The sequence below is a fragment of the Blautia hominis genome, assembly GCA_002270465.1.
Classification (GTDB): domain Bacteria; phylum Bacillota; class Clostridia; order Lachnospirales; family Lachnospiraceae; genus Blautia; species Blautia hominis.
The window spans coordinates 70,279-88,615 of sequence record NQOF01000003.1 but is presented as its reverse complement, the minus strand read 5'-3'; the positions used below and the strand labels follow the sequence as shown (position 1 = coordinate 88,615).

Annotated in this window: 15 protein-coding genes; 2 read left to right on the top strand and 13 right to left on the bottom strand. The window is 45.0% G+C overall.

Features of this window, described 5'->3' with window-relative positions:
• Positions 1 to 4 precede the first annotated feature (4 nt).
• From CI595_RS11135 to CI595_RS11120, 4 genes are all read right to left on the bottom strand, one after another.
• Positions 5 to 844, bottom strand: coding sequence for a carbohydrate ABC transporter permease (locus CI595_RS11135; protein WP_243135147.1), 840 nt, complete (start codon positions 842 to 844; stop codon positions 5 to 7).
• A gap of 10 nt (positions 845 to 854) precedes the next feature.
• A complete protein-coding gene (locus CI595_RS11130) occupies positions 855 to 1,781 on the bottom strand; it encodes a carbohydrate ABC transporter permease (RefSeq protein ID WP_095173342.1) in 927 nt (308 codons plus the stop codon).
• Between the two features lie 94 nt (positions 1,782 to 1,875).
• Positions 1,876 to 3,237, bottom strand: a complete 1,362-nt coding sequence (locus CI595_RS11125; protein ID WP_095173341.1) for an ABC transporter substrate-binding protein — start codon at positions 3,235 to 3,237, stop codon at positions 1,876 to 1,878.
• Between the two features lie 275 nt (positions 3,238 to 3,512).
• Positions 3,513 to 4,511: a LacI family DNA-binding transcriptional regulator gene (locus CI595_RS11120; protein ID WP_095173340.1), complete on the bottom strand. Its 999-nt coding sequence runs from the start codon at positions 4,509 to 4,511 to the stop codon at positions 3,513 to 3,515.
• A gap of 446 nt (positions 4,512 to 4,957) precedes the next feature.
• Between CI595_RS11120 and CI595_RS11115 the strand changes: the two genes are divergently transcribed.
• Entirely contained in the window at positions 4,958 to 6,247 is a 1,290-nt protein-coding gene (locus CI595_RS11115) for a sensor histidine kinase (RefSeq protein ID WP_095173339.1), read from the top strand.
• A 59-nt stretch (positions 6,248 to 6,306) separates the two neighbouring features.
• Here the strand turns inward: CI595_RS11115 and CI595_RS11110 are convergent, their stop codons facing one another.
• From CI595_RS11110 to CI595_RS11070, 8 genes are all read right to left on the bottom strand, one after another.
• Entirely contained in the window at positions 6,307 to 7,917 is a 1,611-nt protein-coding gene (locus tag CI595_RS11110) for a response regulator (RefSeq protein ID WP_162291854.1), read from the bottom strand.
• A 17-nt stretch (positions 7,918 to 7,934) separates the two neighbouring features.
• Entirely contained in the window at positions 7,935 to 9,665 is a 1,731-nt protein-coding gene (locus CI595_RS11105) for a sensor histidine kinase (protein ID WP_095173337.1), read from the bottom strand.
• Positions 9,662 to 11,326: a sensor histidine kinase gene (locus tag CI595_RS11100; protein ID WP_095173336.1), complete on the bottom strand. Its 1,665-nt coding sequence runs from the start codon at positions 11,324 to 11,326 to the stop codon at positions 9,662 to 9,664. Before CI595_RS11100 ends, CI595_RS11105 begins: the two co-directional genes overlap by 4 nt.
• Positions 11,286 to 12,425, bottom strand: a complete 1,140-nt coding sequence (locus tag CI595_RS11095) for a sugar ABC transporter substrate-binding protein (RefSeq protein ID WP_095173335.1) — start codon at positions 12,423 to 12,425, stop codon at positions 11,286 to 11,288. Before CI595_RS11095 ends, CI595_RS11100 begins: the two co-directional genes overlap by 41 nt.
• A 141-nt stretch (positions 12,426 to 12,566) precedes the next feature.
• Positions 12,567 to 13,622, bottom strand: coding sequence for a mannonate dehydratase (uxuA, locus tag CI595_RS11090; RefSeq protein WP_095173334.1), 1,056 nt, complete (start codon positions 13,620 to 13,622; stop codon positions 12,567 to 12,569).
• A gap of 34 nt (positions 13,623 to 13,656) precedes the next feature.
• Positions 13,657 to 15,015, bottom strand: coding sequence for a GntP family permease (locus CI595_RS11085; protein WP_095173333.1), 1,359 nt, complete (start codon positions 15,013 to 15,015; stop codon positions 13,657 to 13,659).
• A gap of 480 nt (positions 15,016 to 15,495) precedes the next feature.
• Positions 15,496 to 15,744: a hypothetical protein gene (locus CI595_RS11075; RefSeq protein WP_187144018.1), complete on the bottom strand. Its 249-nt coding sequence runs from the start codon at positions 15,742 to 15,744 to the stop codon at positions 15,496 to 15,498.
• Between the two features lie 148 nt (positions 15,745 to 15,892).
• Entirely contained in the window at positions 15,893 to 16,747 is an 855-nt protein-coding gene (locus tag CI595_RS11070; RefSeq protein WP_095173331.1) for an Rpn family recombination-promoting nuclease/putative transposase, read from the bottom strand.
• Positions 16,748 to 16,974: 227 nt separating this feature from the next.
• On the opposite strand from CI595_RS11070, the gene CI595_RS11065 reads away from it, so the two are divergent.
• On the top strand, positions 16,975 to 17,247 hold the full coding sequence (locus CI595_RS11065) for a CD3324 family protein (RefSeq protein ID WP_095173330.1): 273 nt from the start codon (positions 16,975 to 16,977) through the stop codon (positions 17,245 to 17,247).
• Between the two features lie 111 nt (positions 17,248 to 17,358).
• On the opposite strand, the gene CI595_RS11060 is transcribed toward CI595_RS11065, so the two are convergent.
• Positions 17,359 to 18,297, bottom strand: a complete 939-nt coding sequence (locus tag CI595_RS11060; protein WP_095173329.1) for a penicillin-binding transpeptidase domain-containing protein — start codon at positions 18,295 to 18,297, stop codon at positions 17,359 to 17,361.
• Positions 18,298 to 18,337 lie beyond the last annotated feature (40 nt).

Here is an 18,337-nt window from a genome sequence, read left to right as displayed (position 1 = left end):
CCTTTCAACTTTTCAAACCTGATAATACCGTTCCCTGTATCAAATACTTTTGGCCGAAAATATATACCAAAGCAGGAACGATCAGTGAGATCATAACTCCCGCCATTATCATAGAAACACTGCCCGAAGAGCGGAATCCGCGAAGGAGCATCATTCCCATAGGTAAAGTGTATTTTTCCTGGGAGTTTATGTATATCAATCCCGCAAAGAAGTTGTTCCACTGTTCAATGAACTTCATAAATGCACACACAACGAGTGCAGGTTTTGACATAGGCAGTATGACATGCCAATATATCTGCCACCAATTGGCACCATCCATAATAGCGGCCTCATCATAACTTTTTGGTATGGTCTGCATAAACTGCTTTAAAAGAAAGATGCCAAATGGATTTGCCAGATATGGCAGGATCAAGGCCAGATGAGTGTCTACCAATCCCATTTTCGTTACAATTAAAAACTGGGCTATTATAATAGACTGATAGGGTATCATCAACCCCGTCAAGATATATACAAACAGCAGGTTACCGCCTTTGAATTTCAGTCTGGCAAATGCAAAAGCACACATGGAAGAAAACACCAATTGGATGCCTGTTATAGAAACCGTTACCACTACACTGTTTTTGATAAAATCAAAAAAGGGAACTGATGTAAATACATGGGAATAGTTTTCCCAATTCCACTGTGTAGGAAAAAAGGACGGCGGCAATGAAAATGAATCCTTAGGCAGTCTGAGCGATGTTGCAAATACCCAAAAGAATGGCAGCAGCATGGCTGCCGCAAGACACAACAGAACAAGTACCAATAAACTTTGCTTCAATTTTCCTGTAGCAATTTTTCTTTTCATCATAACCTCCTTATTCCATATCGTATGAAACCCACTTTTTCTGTGTTGAAAACTGAATAAATGTTACGATCAGAACAATGACAAATAAAATAAGCCCCAGTGTAGATGCATACCCGAAATGGTATTCATTAAACCCTTTTCTGTATATGTGCATTGCAATTGTCTGGGATGAAACTCCCGGTCCCCCTTTTGTGAGGAAAAACGGTTCATCAAACATTTGGAAACAGTTGATCAGCGTGGTTGTGATCACAAAAAATAAGGTTGGTGTCAGCATAGGCAGCTTGATCCTGAAAAAGATCTGAATCCCATTGGCTCCGTCAATGGAAGCCGCTTCAATGTAAGAATCCGGAATATTCTGCAATCCGATCAAGTAATAAAGAAATGCATTCCCTATGAATTTCCAGGCAGAAAACAATGCAACTGCAACCAGGGACCAACCGGTATCCGTCAGCCATGGAATCGCAGGTGCTCCTGCGCTTGAAAGAAAATAATTAAACACCCCGAAATTCGTATCATACAAATATCCCCAGACAATTGCTACCGATGCCGTAGTCACTACCAGCGGAAAATAAAAAGCCACCCGGAATGCACCTCTGAAAAACCAGCTTTTTACTGATGTTACGGCGGCGGCCAACAACAGGCCGATCACAATATGTACCGGAGCAATGATCAAAATAAATTTCAATGTATTTAGCAGAACCACTTTAACATCCGGGTCTGATACCAATTGTTTAAAATTATCAAGTCCCACAAATTTCATGGGGGAAAGTAGATCATAAGATGAAAAACTCAGGACAAATACAGTCATAATAATAGGAACCGCAACAAATGCAGTAAAAAAGATCACTGTAGGCGCCACGAACAAATATGCAGCTCTCGCCTCTTTTCGTTTTCTCCGTTTTTCATATGTACTTACAACAGTTTTTTCTTTACTCATCCTTTTTCCCTCTTTTCACAAGCCATATAGGAAAATGAGAAAAGCGGCCTGAAAAGCGAATTGGTTCTCCGGGCCGCTTTTTCTCAAAGTCTTATTAATTTTTAAACAAACTCTCTATTATCGCTTTATCTTTATCACTCTTTCGGTAATCACTGTTCTGAAGCAGCTGATTAATTTCATCATTAGCCAGATCAAGAGCTTCCTGTGCTGTCATCTGATTTGAATAAATAATATCCATATATTTCTGGTAGATAGACCCCAGATCAGCGTATTCCGGCGGATCCTGGCTTCTTCTCCAATCACCTGTCTCATAGACTTTATACATACATTCCCAGTTTTCTATGGTTGGATCAGCGGAACAGATCTCAGCGCCAAACTCTGAGTTGGCGGGCAGGGAGCCTGTTTTCATAAAGGTTTCTACATAATCTTTCTCTGCGGTCCAACAGGCTAATGCTTTTGCTTCCTCCTGATGTTTGCTGGATTTCATCACTACAAAGCCACAGGAACCCGCACAAGTCGTATGCCCATTCTTCATTGCCGGCAGGGTATTGGCATAGATATGGGATAAATCACTGGACGCATAATCATTAGAGACCCATCGTCCCCACCAGCCCATGGCCGTCTTGCCCTGTACGATCAGATCAACATCCGTAGTATTGGCTTCCGGCTGCGGCGCCCAGTGGTATTTATGTATTGCATCCTGGAAAAATTGAAATACTTCCACTACTTCAGGGGAATTGATGGTTCCCTCTGTCCAGTCCTCATTAAGGGTTGCTCCTCCATTGGCATAGAGCCAGGATGCCAGACAGAAAAAGTTAGTGGGTACGCCGAATGCATAAATTCCGTTATCCGGATCTGAAATCTTGCCGCAAATATCTTTGAACTCCTCAAACGTCCAGTCTTCATCCGGCAGTTCCACACCTTTTTCTTCAAAAATATCTTTCCTGATATGTGTCACGACTGAATTGGCTTCATATGGAATACTGTATCGCTTCCCATCAATAATATAAATATCCTGTAATTCCTGGGCAATATTGTCTAAAATCGGCTGGTATTTATCTATGTTCTCATCAACGTAATCGTCAATGGGTATGGCCAAATCCTGCATCGCCATCATTGCCACCCCTTCCAGTCCTACGCACACTACATCCGGAGCTTCCCCTGAGGCGATCATCGTCTTGATCTTAGTCAGATATCCGTTCCAGTTTCCCGTATCACTGGTGATGAACTGAAACTCAGGTACAATATCCGGATGCTCTTCTGTAAAAGAGTCAAACACCTTTTTCTGCGCTTCGCTCATATTCTGACCGTCGCTGTACAATGCTACTTTCAAGTGCACCTTTTCATCGCTGTTTTCACTTTGCGCTTTCGTCTTTCCATCGGAACTGCCCCCACAAGCAGTCATAGACAATGTGAGTCCCAAACACAGCGCCATACATAACATTCGTTTCTTCATACTTACCTCCTGTACTTTACATTTTTTGCTACACCCTCCAGGAATTCTCTTTTCCTGTTGAAATCATAATAATGCTTTTTTATCTTAAAGTCAACTATTTTTTATATATTTTTATTTAAAATTTTATATATCGCTTTTATATTTCTTTACCTTTTTTCCATATTTTTACAGGAATCTTTCTGCCTGTTCCTTGACGCATCCATCTTTTCTGCTGATTTACAGAAAAAAGGACCTGCGCCCAAAAGGCGTAAGTCCTTATTATTTTTACTGTTTTATTAAATTTTTCTAACACTGCCTCTCTCTACCAGTTTTGTTAAAAGCTCTACTTTATAGGAAACCCGTTCCGGTCGATTGCACTGCTGCATCAATTGCCGCACTGCTGTAATACCAATCTCCTTTTTGGGAAAATCAATGGTAGTAAGCGGTGGAGAAGTCATTTCACAAAACGGCATATTATCAAAACCGACAACAGAGACATCTTCCGGAATCTCGCACCCGCACTCCCTGAGGGCCTTCATTGCTCCAAAAGCAATAATATCATTGGCAGCACAGTAAGCAGTGGGTATTTGTGGATTCCCTGCAAGATATTTTTTCATATCTTCGTACGCGCCATTCATAGTCGGCTCAACCTTCACCATATACTTTTCTTCAATAGGTACATCAAACTCATTCATGGTATCCATAAACGATTTTTTGCGGTAATAGAAGTTTCTCACAGGTACTGAGCTGTCAATATAACCTATGTCCCTATGATGATTTTCCAACAGATAAGTAACCATCTTATATACCGAATTCGTATTATCCATAAGGACTGTGTCAAAATCCCCTTCCTTGAACCAGGCATCTACCACCACCAAAGGCGCCGGTATGTTTTGAAAGGGTTTTATATCCTCCCAGTCCAGTTCTGTGGCAAAGAGGATAACCCCTGAATTCCGCTCTTCCAAAACCACATTCAACTTTGTCTGAAACTGTTCCTCTCCCTGTTCCAGGTTATAAATGATAGTATCCAGTCCATTTTCTCTGCCTTCCGACTCTATTCCGGCTATCAGATCCGCTATCAGCGGGGTCTCTGTCAGAACCCTGCCGCTTTTCTTATACACAACCAGTTTTATATTTTCAATCTTTGTAGAATTCAGATACCCTATATCCTTAGCTACTCTCAGAATTTCCGCTGCAGTATTTCTATTTGTGCCTTTTTTATGATTTAAGACATTGGAAATCGTAGCTTGTGAATAACCGGTAATCTCACTTATGGTTTTGATATTGACTTTCATATGACCCCCTACAGGCATTTGCAGTAAAGTGTATCAAAGATTTATGGTAACTATTCAGTACCCTCACAGTTACAGGCAAAAATCCATACAGCATCGCTTTTGGCGATGGGATTTTTGCTTGGCTGCGGAGTGCTTTCTTGCGGTCAGCGCAGTGAATGCGCAGACCTACTGAATAGTTACGATTTATGATCATCTTTTCACCCACAAAGTCTATTTCGTTTTACCAATTATATAAAATTTTTTATAAAATTTCAAGCTTTTTTTTACATGATATTATCTTAATACCACTTCTTGCATCTTTGCGTTTCACAAGCCACTGTCGTTTTCTTTAAAGATGTGGTTGAAACAGGAATCATAAATAGGTTATACTCTTACAAAGCAGACTTTTTCTGCATAATAATGTAAGAACAAATTTTAATGCTGCTCTGCCGGCCTAGGAGGACCATATGACTTCCCAATCAATCTCCCTACTGGAATATTTATGTAACTTTACCGGAACCTGCGCTTATGTGATCTTTCTTTTTCTTCTCCTGCGCAGATTTCTCACACCGCGGAGCAATAAAAAGTGGTTTACTCTGCTGTCCTTCCTGATCCTGCCATCTTTATCGCAGCCCTATATATACCCTGAAGAAATGACGGGAACCGTAGGTGTTCTGCTGCTTTTTATAATATATTTACTGATCATGTTTAAAGGGACCTTGCTGGAACGCCTGTCCGTCTGTATCGTGATCTATCCCATACTGATATCCCTGAACTTTTTGACTGAGAACATCGGTTACCAAATTTGGGATATGAACCAGGATATGTCGCTTACCGCCCAGACAGTCCTGCACACCCTCACCATCTATCTGCGCATACCTGCATGGTATCTCATATGGAGGCTGAGCCGCAAATGGATCCCCCATGTCAGGGAACTGACTGTGCGCATGTGGCTGGTGATAGACATTATCAGCCTGGCCTCTGCAGTGGGACTGATCACCTTCATATACTACTCACCTATGGACAGAGCCTACACTTCCTACCCTGCCTGCATTGCCTGTTTCCTAACCAGTATGGGAGCACTCTATCTGACTTCTTATGTGGCCAAAACCATAAAAAGCAATATGGAAATGCAGAACTTAAAGTACCAGCAGTCCTACTATGAAGAACTGGAAGAAAACCAGAAGACTGTCCGAAAGATCCGCCATGACATGAAAAACCATCTGAGCGTGATTTATTCTTTTATCCAGAACCGGGATTTTCATGGGGCGGAGAAATATTTCCGGGAACTTTCCGGGGAACTGACTGTAAACAACCGTATTTTCTGTAAGAACAGTATTGTCAACGCTGTGCTGAACAGCAAGTATAATACTGCTTTGGAAAATAAGGTTGACTGTTTTTTCAATATCTCCATAGACGGACTTTTGGGCATTGATGATATCAGTCTCTGTTCCCTTTTTTCCAATACTCTGGATAATGCCATTGAGGCCTGCGAAAAAATTCAGGATACCTCCAAACGGCAGATATCCCTGAAAGCCAGATATGATAAAGGATATTTCAGCTACGAAATCTCCAATTCTAAAAGAAATCCCATCACGGTAAAAAAGAACCGTTACGTGACAGAAAAAACAGACAAGACCCTCCACGGATTCGGTGTGCAGAATGTCCGTGATATGGTGGAAAAATATGCGGGAGATATGGATATCTCTTATACGGATGACAGATTTACCATTACTATCCTGATCGGAAACTTATAGAAACCAGTAGGATGTCATCTTACGGCATTGTACTGGTTTCTATAAGGATTTTGCTGTTACTATATATGATTTCCTCCTGCCCTGTAGTCTTTCGGTGACATCCCCGTATATTTCTTAAACTGCCCGGTGAAATATTTATAATCACTGTACCCCACATCCCCCGCGATCTCATACACCTTATTTGTGGTGGTGCTGAGCAGTTCTTTTGCTTTCTCCATCCGGAGACTGGTCAGGTATTCCATGTAATTCCGGCCTGTCTCCTGTTTGAAGATATAGGAAAAATAGGTGGTGGACAGATAGAGGTTTTGGCATATTTCATCCAGAGAGATCTTCCTGCTGTAGTTTTCCGCAATATAAGCCTTTGCCTGCTCGATCACAAGCCTGTCCCTGGCCGGCTCCTCCACACCGTTTTTCTTCATCATGAGTACCATGCCGCGGGCTGCCCTCTGCATGATCTCCCTTAGTTCCTCCATGGATAGGACATTTTTGACTCTTGTCTCAAAAGAACCGTCCGGGTAGCACTGCTCCTGTGCAGGCTTCAGAATGCCGTATACAGCATTTTTGAGCATGATCCCCAGGACATAGCAATAGTTTTTTATAAGCTCCGGGTTCATTTTTTTGTCCTCGAACTCTGTGAACATCTGATCTATGGAAGACTTTACATCCTCCTCCCTTCCGGCCAGTACCAGTTCTGTGATGCTGCTTATCTCCCTGGGATATTCCTGAATCCACTGTTTTTCAAACTCATACTCAATGCCGTCCCCAAAGACATTCACCACCTGCCCTGCCTCATGAAAATTAGAATCAATCGCTTTTTTTGACTGGACAAAGGATTTATGCAGGTGGGTGATGGAGGGATATACCATTCCTATTCCCACACGCACCTGGGGACTGGCCTCTTTGAAGCATTCCTCTTTTATCCTCTTTGCTGTCCTCTCCAGATCTTTGACCAACTCGGCTTCCCTTAGCTCCTCCACTTCGGAAAAAATGAGGATGATCTCCTGTATATCGCGAAGCACAAAAATCCCCTGGGGAATACATTCCTCCAGGATTTTCCGGTATGTCTGCCTGACCTCATCTGCATCTGCATCCTGCGGATGGGCAATCCGTATGACGGCGGCCTGCACATTCCGGGTGGAGAGTTCCAGCTCCAGACGCATGATCTCCTCCTCCAGGTTTGTATAGGCTTTCCTCTCGCCCTCCAGAAGTTCCAGAAGAAGCGCTTCCCTGAGCTTTTCCATTCCCTCATTCAGCACCAGCATACGGCGCTGTTCCTCTGCCTGTTCCCGGAAGCGCCGGTCCAGTTTTTCCTTCAGCCTGCAAAATACAGCTTCAATTTCCTGCTTTCTCACAGGCTTTACCATATATTCAAAGGCACCGAAAGAAACTGCCGCTTTCGCATATTCAAATTCAGCAAAGCCGCTCAGTATGACGATTTCCGTCTGCGGGTACTGTTCCTTCACTTTTCTGGAAAGCTCCACGCCGTTCATTCCGGGCATCTTGACATCAGTGAGTACCACGTCAACAGGCATCTCCTGCAAAAGCCTCAGTGCTTCCTCCGCGTCCTCCGCCTCGGCTGCTATCTCAAACCCCTGTTCCTCCCATTTGACGCCTCTTTTGATCCCACGGCGGATGATGGCTTCGTCCTCCACCAAAATGATCTTATACATTTTTTCTAAGCCTCCTGTTAGTTCCCATATTCGTTTCTGATGGCCTCCTGTCCCTGCACACATGCCCCTGTCTCCCAGGGGATCTTTATGACTGCCCTGGTCCCTGCCCCCTCTTCTGACGCATAGGAAAGACCGTAGGCATCCCCGTAATAAAGGCGGATCCGCAGATTCACATTCCTGGTCCCCACACTTTTAGCCGGGTCATAATCGCTGTCCTTCATATAATCCGTCACTTCCTTCAGGCGTTCTTTTGTCATGCCTTTTCCATTGTCCTCAACCCAAAATTCCACTCCTTGTTCCGTACGCCGGCCAGTTATTATGATATGTCCGCCCTGTTTCATGCTGCGTATCCCATGCTCAAACGCATTCTCTATGACCGGCTGCAGAATCAGTTTAATGGTTCTGCCGTCCATGATCTCCGGATCTGTTTTCCACCGGACATCAAAGTTTTTCTCATATAAGATAGTAAGTATCCGCAGATAGCTTTTCGCATTTTCTATCTCCTCCCTGATGGTCACGAATTCCCCGGCTGTCGAGACACAGAGCTTGAAATAATCACCCAGCACAGCGATCATCTCCTCTGTCTGCTCATATCCTTTTTCCTCCGCCATCCAGTAAATGGTCTCCAGCACATTTAACAGAAAATGTGGATTGATCTGCTGCTGCATGGCATTCAGTTCCAGCTCCTTGATGCGCATCTGTATCTTCTCCTCGGCAATCCTGCTCACATACATCTTATCCCGCAGTTCCCGCTGTTTTCTAATCATTTCCGTCAATTTTTGTTCCAGCATATGATGCTCATCCCCAGAAAACTCTGCCCTCTCTTCCCCGTTGCTGCACTCCCCGGTCTCCTCTCCAAGGCCTGCACGGTACATCTTCCTTCTAATCTGACCAAGAGGAAGCGTGAGGCTCTTTCCCAGCAGATACATACATGATGCAGAAAACAGAAGCAGGGCTGCAGCCAGCAATTTTAACCCACCTTGTGGGCTTCCGGCAGAAATCCGGCTCTTGGAGACAGAAAGTTCCCAGCCGTTTCTTAAAGATATGGTATCTGCCTTCTCCCATTCTTCCCCCTCATCCTCACCAAATAGAATCTGCCCCTCTTCCCCTGTCAGACAGAATCTCTGGTCCTGTGTCCGTTTCAGCAGGGTTACGATTTCCTCAAATGCATCCATATTGCATTTGAGGATCAGGTGACATGTGATCTGCTCTGGCTCCAGGCCGGGGCTTAGAAGTCCCGCCAGGTATACAGCCCCGTCCTCCCCTGTCAGGAAAACCGGTGCATCTCCTGTATCTTTCCTTACCGATTCCACAAGCTTCTGAAAAGCGGCAGCTTTTGGCACCTCCTTCTGTCCCTTCAAAAAAACGCTGCCATCCTCTGACAGGATCACCCCATAGTCAAAGAATGCCTCCTCCCTGCAGGCATGGTAGAGAATATTTTCTATCCTGGATGCAGTGGCCTCCTCCCGGTAACGGTTGTTTTCGTGATACAGATAAACATCTGCCAGCAGATCAGGGTTCTCTGTCAGATATCTGACTTTCTGCTCATACTCCGCCAGATAGGCATTCAACTGGTTCTGCCCCTGTTCCAGATACATGCGCGTAAATCGTTTCTCTCCTTTTTCTGACTGGACCTGACGGTTCCATGCAGAAAAACAGGACAGGAGCAGCACCGGAATAAGGCATAGAACACTGAAAAAAAGTACCATCCTGCGTTCTATGGAGAGGCTTCTCAATTTTTTTGTCATGTTTCCTCCTCTTTCACCGGCACCAGAATACAGATTCCATTTTCTTCGATCGTAACACCATAGTGTTGGCCAAAGTAAAGCTTCAGGCGCTGATTCACATTCCCGCAGCCCGGCAGTTCCTGTATCTTTCGGAAACCTTCTGTAAGGTTCCGTGGTACCCCGCTTATGAAAAACCGTACCTGGGAACCTTCCCGCTTTCCTTCCACACAGAACTGTATCTCCTTTGCTTTTTCTTCCAGCGCTTCATTGATCATATCCTCCATGACCGGCTGGAGGATCAGTTTCATTACCCGGCAGTCCTCTGTCCCCTCCCGGATGTCCCACCATATCCTGATCCTGCCTCCAAAGCGAAGATTCTGCAGAAACAGATAGTTTTCCACGCTCTTTGCCTCCTGCCCTACGGTTGTATACTCCTGCCCTTTGCTGATGATGGTCCGGAAATAATTTCCCACTGCAATGACCACATCACTGATTTCCTCCGCTCCCTCATACTGGCCATTCCAGTATATGGTCTCCAGGGTGTTATAGAGAAAATGGGGATTGATCTGCTTCTGCAGTGCAGACAGTTCTGTCTCTTTTTTTATTCGTTCCAGACGGCTCTCTTTTAACTCCATCTGCAATACTTCATTTCCCATATGTCCCAGACGCTCGTTCATCTGATTGAACCCCTGGATCAGCTCATGGTATTCGTCCCTGCCCTCATCTGTCAGAAGCTCCTTCCAACCGTCGCGTTCCATGGCTTTCGTCAGCTTTCCCAGAGGCTCTGTGATACTGGCTGTCATAATTTTTGACAGATAAAACACCACTAAAATTCCTGCTGCAAGAAGCGCGAACAAAACCCCGATCTGCTGATAGACACCGTCCAACAGATAGGAATAGGGCACACCATTTACGATTTTCCACTGCATGGAGGAAATCACGTGACCGGAAGTAAACATCTTCCCCTGTTCTGTAAAGGCAACCGCCCCATCCGCTCCTGACGCTCTGTCAAAGGCATCCTCCCCCGCCACCAGCGCGCCGCTGCCGTCAAAAATAGCCGTTTTCCACTGTTTCCCCGCTCCCGCATTTTCACAGAGCGTCTCTGCATAATCCTTTTTCAGGGCCAGGACAATGGTACCGTAGGGCTTCATGGCCTTTGAGATCACAATATAGTTCTCCTTGTCCGCCCCGGTTTCTTTTGGGATAAAACTCCAGAGCGGCCCATCAAGGACCTCAGTCTCTGCCAGCAGCGGGGATCCCTTTTTCGTGATCGGTGAGGGATAATAAAATTTTGCTCCGTCAGCACTGCTGATCTCCACCGTATCCACCTCCTGATTCTGCCCGAAAATACTGTTGACCAGAAGGCGCATATCATTTTCCGTCTGCTTTTTTTCATCCCAGTCCGCACTGTTGTAGGAAGAAATCCGCTGTAAAAGTGCACTGCTCTCCTCCACAGCTTCAATCTGGCTCAAATATTTTGAGAAATGCTGCTCCATATTTCCCAGGGAGATGTCCGCCATAGCGGCAGAATAATCCACTGCCATTTCCTTCATCTCCTCATAGGACCCTGCAGCGCTGCAGATTCCCAGGATCAAAACCGGTACAATGGAAGCCAGGAAAAAGAAAGTCCTCAGTCTTTTTTCAATTTTCAGTTTCCGTATCCAGCGAATCATTGTATGCATAGCCCCACTGCTCCTCTGCTTTTTTGTACCAGTGCCGCCGGTCCTCCACGTTATCCCGGTTCATATAATAAGGCGGTATGACCGCGTGTTTTCCTCTCTCATCCTCCTGTACTTCATAGGAGCCAAACCAGGTATCCTCCAGGAAGTATTCTCCCACAGGCACCTCTTTCCCGGTAAAGATATACCCCTCCAGCATCTGCACCAGCACATCCCCGTACGCCAGGGCATCCTGTACTACGCTGCTGTCATAATATCCGCTGCGGATCTGTTTTCCCGCAAATGGGTCCCCGTCAATGGTAACGAATATAATATGCCCCTGCTCCCCCGCCTTCTTCCACATTCCGGCTTCCCGGAGCGCCTGCACAAATCCTCTGGCCGGATGATCACTGGAACAGTGGACAGCATCAATCTGACTGCCTTCTGCCAGAATACCGGCAAGCCACGTTCTGGCTTCCTTGGGATTCCCCTTCATATCAGCGGGAATGCACTGAATATTTTCATATTTTTTCATTTCGTCCTCAAATCCCTGTTTTCTGGCTTTCCAAGCACTGCTCTCCTCACTGCCGTAACCGTGGCAGACCGTTCCCCTTGGCTCTTTGTATTTCTCTGTGAGAAGCCTGACGATTTCCTGCGCTGCCATTTTCCCCGCTTTATAATTGTCAAAGTTTATAGTAAGGCTTACCTGGCCGCCTGTGGACTCCGTATCTACAAGGACCACCGGAACGTTCTCTTCATTGATCCGTTCGATAGCGGAATTAATGCCGTCCTTATCAATAGATGCGGCAACGATCACATCCGGGCTGCCGGCGCAGAAATTCAGCATCTGCTGATTCTGGCGTGTCTGGTCATAGTCAGCAACCGCTTCCCTGTACTCCCAGCCCATTGCCAGCGTATCATTTCTGAGAGAGGCATCCAAAAGACGGTGAAAATACGTGTTCATACTTTTCTGTACAAATGCCACCTGCCGTTTCTCATTCCCAGTTTCAGCGGTACTTGTCTCCAAAGACTTTTCCTGCCCTTTCTCTTCCCCGCCGCAGCCGGTCACCCACAAGACCGTCCCAAGGATGAGAGCGGCCGCCCAAATCCGGATATGCTTCATATGATCCCTCCGTTTCCTGTTTCTGTAGGTAATAGGTAGTATACAGTCATGTCTATTCTATCATACTACAGGTTTATAGAGTAGAAAAACAGACCGGCATACAGGAAATCCTTCTGTTCCCCCTATGCCGGTCCGTACTCTCTATCTGTTTGTTTTTTCCAGGGCCTCCCATATGCCGTTTAAATATGTGGCTCCCAGTGCCCTGTCATACAGGCCGTATCCGGCTCTTCCCGTCTCTCCCCAGATCATGCGCCCGTGATCCGGACGGATATAGCCATCAAACCCATTGTCATGGAGCGCTTTCAGAATGGCGAACATATCCAGGCTTCCGCACGCTGACAGATGCGCCCTCTCCTCAAATCCTCTGTTATCCTCCAGAACAGCTACATTTCTGGCATGGACAAAATGGATCCTTCCCATGGCCGCGTATTTCCCGGCCATTTTCACCACATCATTTTTGGCACTGCAGCCAAGAGAACCGGTGCAGAGGGTGATACCGTTATGGGGATCATCCACCAGTTTTAGGAAACGGTCCAGATTCTCCTCACAGGTTATGATTCTAGGAAGGCCGAAAATACTCCAGCACGGGTCATCCTCATGGATTGCCATGTTCACACCGCAGGCAGCAGCTGTGGGAATTACGGCCTTTAGAAAGTAACGCAGATTATCCCACAGATTCTCCTCGGTCATACTGTTATACTGTGCCACAACATTTTTTAATTCCTCCCTGGAATAGCTGGCATCCCAGCCCGGAAGCGTTAAATCGCTGTCTTTCGCAAGAGGATTTACCATGTCCACCTGCTCCTGATAATACACAAGGGATGTGGAACCGTCGGGCAGCATATGGTCAAGCTGTGTTCTGGTCCAGTCAAATACAGGCATAAAGTTATAGCAGATACACTGAATCCCTGCCTCTGCAAGCCTTTTGATGTTCTCACAGTAATTGGCAATGTAGCGGTCCCTGGACGGCATGCCCAGCTTAATATCTTCATGTACCGGAACACTCTCGATCACTTCAAAATGAAGGCCTGCCTCCTTTGTCTGTTTTTTCAGCTTTGCAATGCTCTCTCTGCTCCAGACCTCACCGACAGGAACATCGTAAACTGCTGTTACAATAGAGTGCATACCCGGAATCTGACGGATATTTTCTAATGTGACCTTGTCTTCCTCACCATACCATCTGAATGATAATTTCATATTCTTTTACCTCTTTCTTATCTATTTTCAGTTGTTACCGGACAATAAACCAAACAATCGTGGCGCCTATGATACCTACAATCCCTATGATAGTCTCCATCACAGTCCAGGTCTTCAGGTTTGTCTTCTCATCCACCTCAAAAAGGGATTTGGAAAGCCAGAAACCGGAGTCATTTACATGGCTGAATGCCGTTGCGCCGGCTGCCACGGCAATGGTGATGGTGGCAAGCTGAATCTGGGATAAATCCCCCACAGCGGGCATGGATGCCATAATACCCGCAGCCATTGTCATGGACACAGTAGCGGAACCTACAGAAATCCTCACCGCTGCTGCGATCAGAAATGCCACGAGGACCAGAGGCAGCGGCAGCGCTCCCACGAAATTGCCAAACGCCTCGCCAATCCCTGAATTCTGGAGAATAAAACGCAGCATACCGCCGCCTGCGATCAGCAGAAGGATATTTCCGGCGGATGACAGCGATTCTGTCATGATTTTTGTCAGTTCCTCCCTGGTGTATCCGTGGCGTATGCCCAGAAGGACCATCGCGGTGATCGTGGACAGCAGAAGGGCGATCATCGGTGTTCCCAGAAATGTCAGGACCGGTTTCAACGGTCTCATAAAAGGGATCACAGAGGACAAGGTGTTCAGGATGATCAGAAACAGCGGGAGCAGAATAATGGCCACCACTGTGCCGAAAGAAGGAAGTTTTCCCTCTGCCATCTTCTTTTCATTCCGGGTAAAGGAGGACGGAACAGGAAAATGATATCTGTCCCCCGCAAATTTTCCGAAAACAGGACCTGCCAGGATCATAGCAGGGATACCGATGATAATACCTAAAAGGATCACATAACTCAGTTCCACGTTCAACATCTCCGCCACTAATACCGGCCCCGGTGTAGGCGGGATAAATGCATGTCCGATGGCCAGACCGGCCAGCAGTGGAATGGCATAGTGGAAAATAGAGCGGTTGGTCTTCTTTGCAATGCCGAACGCTATCGGTATTAGAATCAAAAGCCCTGACTCAAAAAATACCGGCATTCCCACTATAAGGCCAGTAACCCCTAAGGCCCAGGCCGCCTTTTTTTCTCCGAACCGATCGAGCAGTGTCTGGGCGATCACCTCCACACCGCCGGAAACCTGCAGAATGGCACCGAACATAGAACCCAGACCGATCAGTACAGCTATCGTCTGAAGCGTAGTTCCCACACCCTCAGATAAAGTGTCTGTGATCATGGTAAACGGCATTCCCACTGCCAGTCCGATTATCAGCGCTGACAACATAATTGATAGAAACGGCTGCACCTTCAGTTTGATAATCATGAACAGCAGCACTGCAAATCCCAGAAGCGCTCCGAAAATCAGACGCTCCGGTGATGCAACAAAATTCTCCATTTTTTCTTATCCTCCATCATCTCGTAACAGGTTCCGCGGTTTGTTACCTCTTTTCTTGATGGATTTATTGTAGCAAAAAATGCTTTTAAAAAATATGGGAGAGAATTTGTATTTTATACGGTATATTTATGTTCTTCCGTCCGGTTTCAGACACACTCCTGCCCTCAGCTGCCAGAAAGGAAAGCCTTTCTTCTTACGCTGTACCATGCAGGAACAGCCGGCTGATGCAGACACTATATCCGTTGTCTCACGAACTCAGGTCCTGTTATTGAAGATCCATTGATAATGTTTTGTTATAATATTACTATTCCTATTTCAGGGTAACTTGTAGAGTGTTGTACCGGCTATTAGAATTCCTCTGCCCGTCATTTGAATAGTCTTTTAGGATTTGTTATATGCCTGATTCGGCATAGATTTGTAAGACAGGATGCTGCAGACAAAAGTCTGCAGTATCCTCTTTTTCATTTTCAGAAATGCTGTTTAGATTTTATCCATTTCCTTCTCAAAATCTGCGATAGAATCCACACGTGCCGCCAGTTTCAGGTATTTTAACAGAATATCCATATCCTGCTCATTCAGGATTTTATTTCTAAGTTCATCAGGTACAGAACCTATATCCTGCAGCAGAAGCAGGATGGATTCCGCCTTGCCTTCTGCTCTGCCTTCCAGCTTACCTTCCGCACGCTCATCTTTCAATAACTCTTCCAGCAACATAAACTTCTCCTCCATTTCCCGGCTGCTCCTGTTAGGATTCCTCTGCCCGTCATTTGAATAGTCTTTTAGGATTTGTTATATGCCTGATTCGGCATAGATTTGTAAGACAGGATGCTGCAGACAAAGGTCTGCAGTATCCTTTTTTTATTTTCAGAAACGCTGTTTAGATTTTATCCATTTCCTTCTCAAAATCTGCGATAGAATCCACACGTGCCGCCAGTTTCAGGTATTTTAACAGGATCTCCATATCCTGCTCTTTTAGGATTTTATTTCTGAGTCCATCAGGTACAGAACCTATATCCTGCAGCAGAAGCAGGATGGATTCCGCCTTGCCTTCCGCCTTTCCTTCCGCACGCTCATCTTTCAATAACTCTTCCAGCAACATAAACTTCTCCTCCATTTCCCGGCTGCTCCTGACATGTTCCATGAATTTCTGGATCTTTCGGATAAAATCATCCTGATAATCCAGGGCACTGTCTATTCGATCAGCCTTGACAAATTTAAGGAATTTAACAAGTTTTACAGGCACCTCCGCCTCATTTTTTCCGCAGGTACTCAAAAAAATGGTGGTACTGCCGTCCGCGGCGGGCAGTCCTGTTTCCGCACAGATATTCCGGAAAGTATAACGGTATTTTTTCTGTCCAAAGGGATCAAAATCACAGATAAAGATCACATAGGCTGCAGGCAGTTCTCTGTAGTCCTCTCCGGTCAACAGCAGTTCCATATCCATTTGGCTATGATAGTATCTGGCTCTTTTTCCCAAATGGGACTTTGGAGACACTTGCATTTCAACATTATAATGTGTCTTATTTTCATCCCTTGCAATAATATCAAGCCGTATCCCCCGGTATTCCGGATGGTAGATCATACTTTTTTCCTTGCTGATCTCCACTTTCTCAATGGGAAACCCCACTGCCATTTCCAAAAAATCACGGCAGATTTCCTCATTTACCATAACTGCGCCAAACATAAAATTATCTTTAAATAAGAGTTGTGCCAGTCTTCTGTTTTGATTCATAAATAACCTCCGCACAGGCAGAGGAATCCTGTTTTGATTATAACATAATGTTTTTCCCTATGGCAACTTGAAAATGACACAGTCCTCAACTATAATATAAAGACAAAGGGGGGATGGACCATAAGGAAAAGCAGAAAATATTGTGCACAGCAAAGGCTGCTGCATATCACAAAAACAAAATAGCAATAGCCTTTGCTTCCCTAAAAAATACATTTTAGGAGGGCGCAATGGGCTATATTCACGCTTTGGAAGTTTTGCCCCAAGAATTGGTCGAACAAATCCAGAAATATGTTGACGGGCAAGTTTTATACATTCCAAAAATAAAATCAAAAAGATGCAGATGGGGAGAAAAGACAGATGCAAGAGCATATTTCAAGGAAAGAAACATTGAAATATATAACAGCTATAAAAATGGCATGGCTGTCTCGGAACTGTCAGAGAAATATTTCTTAACTCCCAAAAGCATTCAGCGCATTATACGGAATATGCAAAATTTATGATCCGATGAGCCACTTTGCAAAGTGGCTCATCTCATAATTACTGACAAACGCAGCACGTTCCATCCTGCAAAGAGAATTTGCCGCAAACAGGATTCTGATCCTCCCTTATCTCTATTCCAATATTTTTAGGGCGATCTCTTTCGCTGTACTGCCGGAAATCTGATCTTCCTGTGATACATCATTTAGATATACGGCAAAATATCTCCTTTGTTCGGCTGTTTCAATAAATCCTACAAACCATGCCTCTCCATCAGAACCTGAACCGGTCTTTCCATATATTTGCTGTGTTCCGTTATCTTGCGTCAGCATAACCTTTTTAAGGATTTCAATGTCCTGCCTGTCATAGATACTTTTTCCTTCAAATATTTTTGATAAAACTGCCACTTGCTCCAAGGGTGAAATTTTCAACGATGCATTTAACCAGAACCCGTTTAATTCCGGGTATGGATTTATATTACTGCCCTCCCATTTTGAAATATCACAGTTGCCGTATTCCAGCTCACTTAACTCTTTTTTCACCTCATCTTCACCTACAGCATCTATGATCTGACGAAAATACCATATACAGGATGTTTGAAATGCTTCCTGAAAAGTTAAGTTCCCATTCCATTCGGGATTAGGATATTCCGTTCCATTGTAGTTCATGGTGGAGGTCTCATCCGTTATAATATCGTTATGTACTCCCATTAACGCTGAAACAATCTTAAACGTTGAATAGGGGGAAGCTTCTTGTTCCGAAAGGGCCTTATTATAAAAGGAATATCTGTTTTCTGATGGACTGTACAGCACCGCACAGCCATTTATACCCTGAAAGGCATTGCTAAAATCAATCTCCTCTTCCGTAATATTTTGAGCCTCATTACCTTCTGCTTTGCCATCTGTTTTATCCTCTGTTTTATCCTCTGTTTTATCCTCTGTTTTATCCTCTGTTTCAGATTGTTCTGTCTGTTCCGTTTCCGGCTGCTCCGGTATTTCTTGTTTTTCCCCACACCCGGACAGCATTATCAAACTTACTGCTGCCATGCAAAAAATCTTTAAAAACTTTCCCATACCGTATCCCTTTCTTTATAATTATCAATTTTTCTATCCG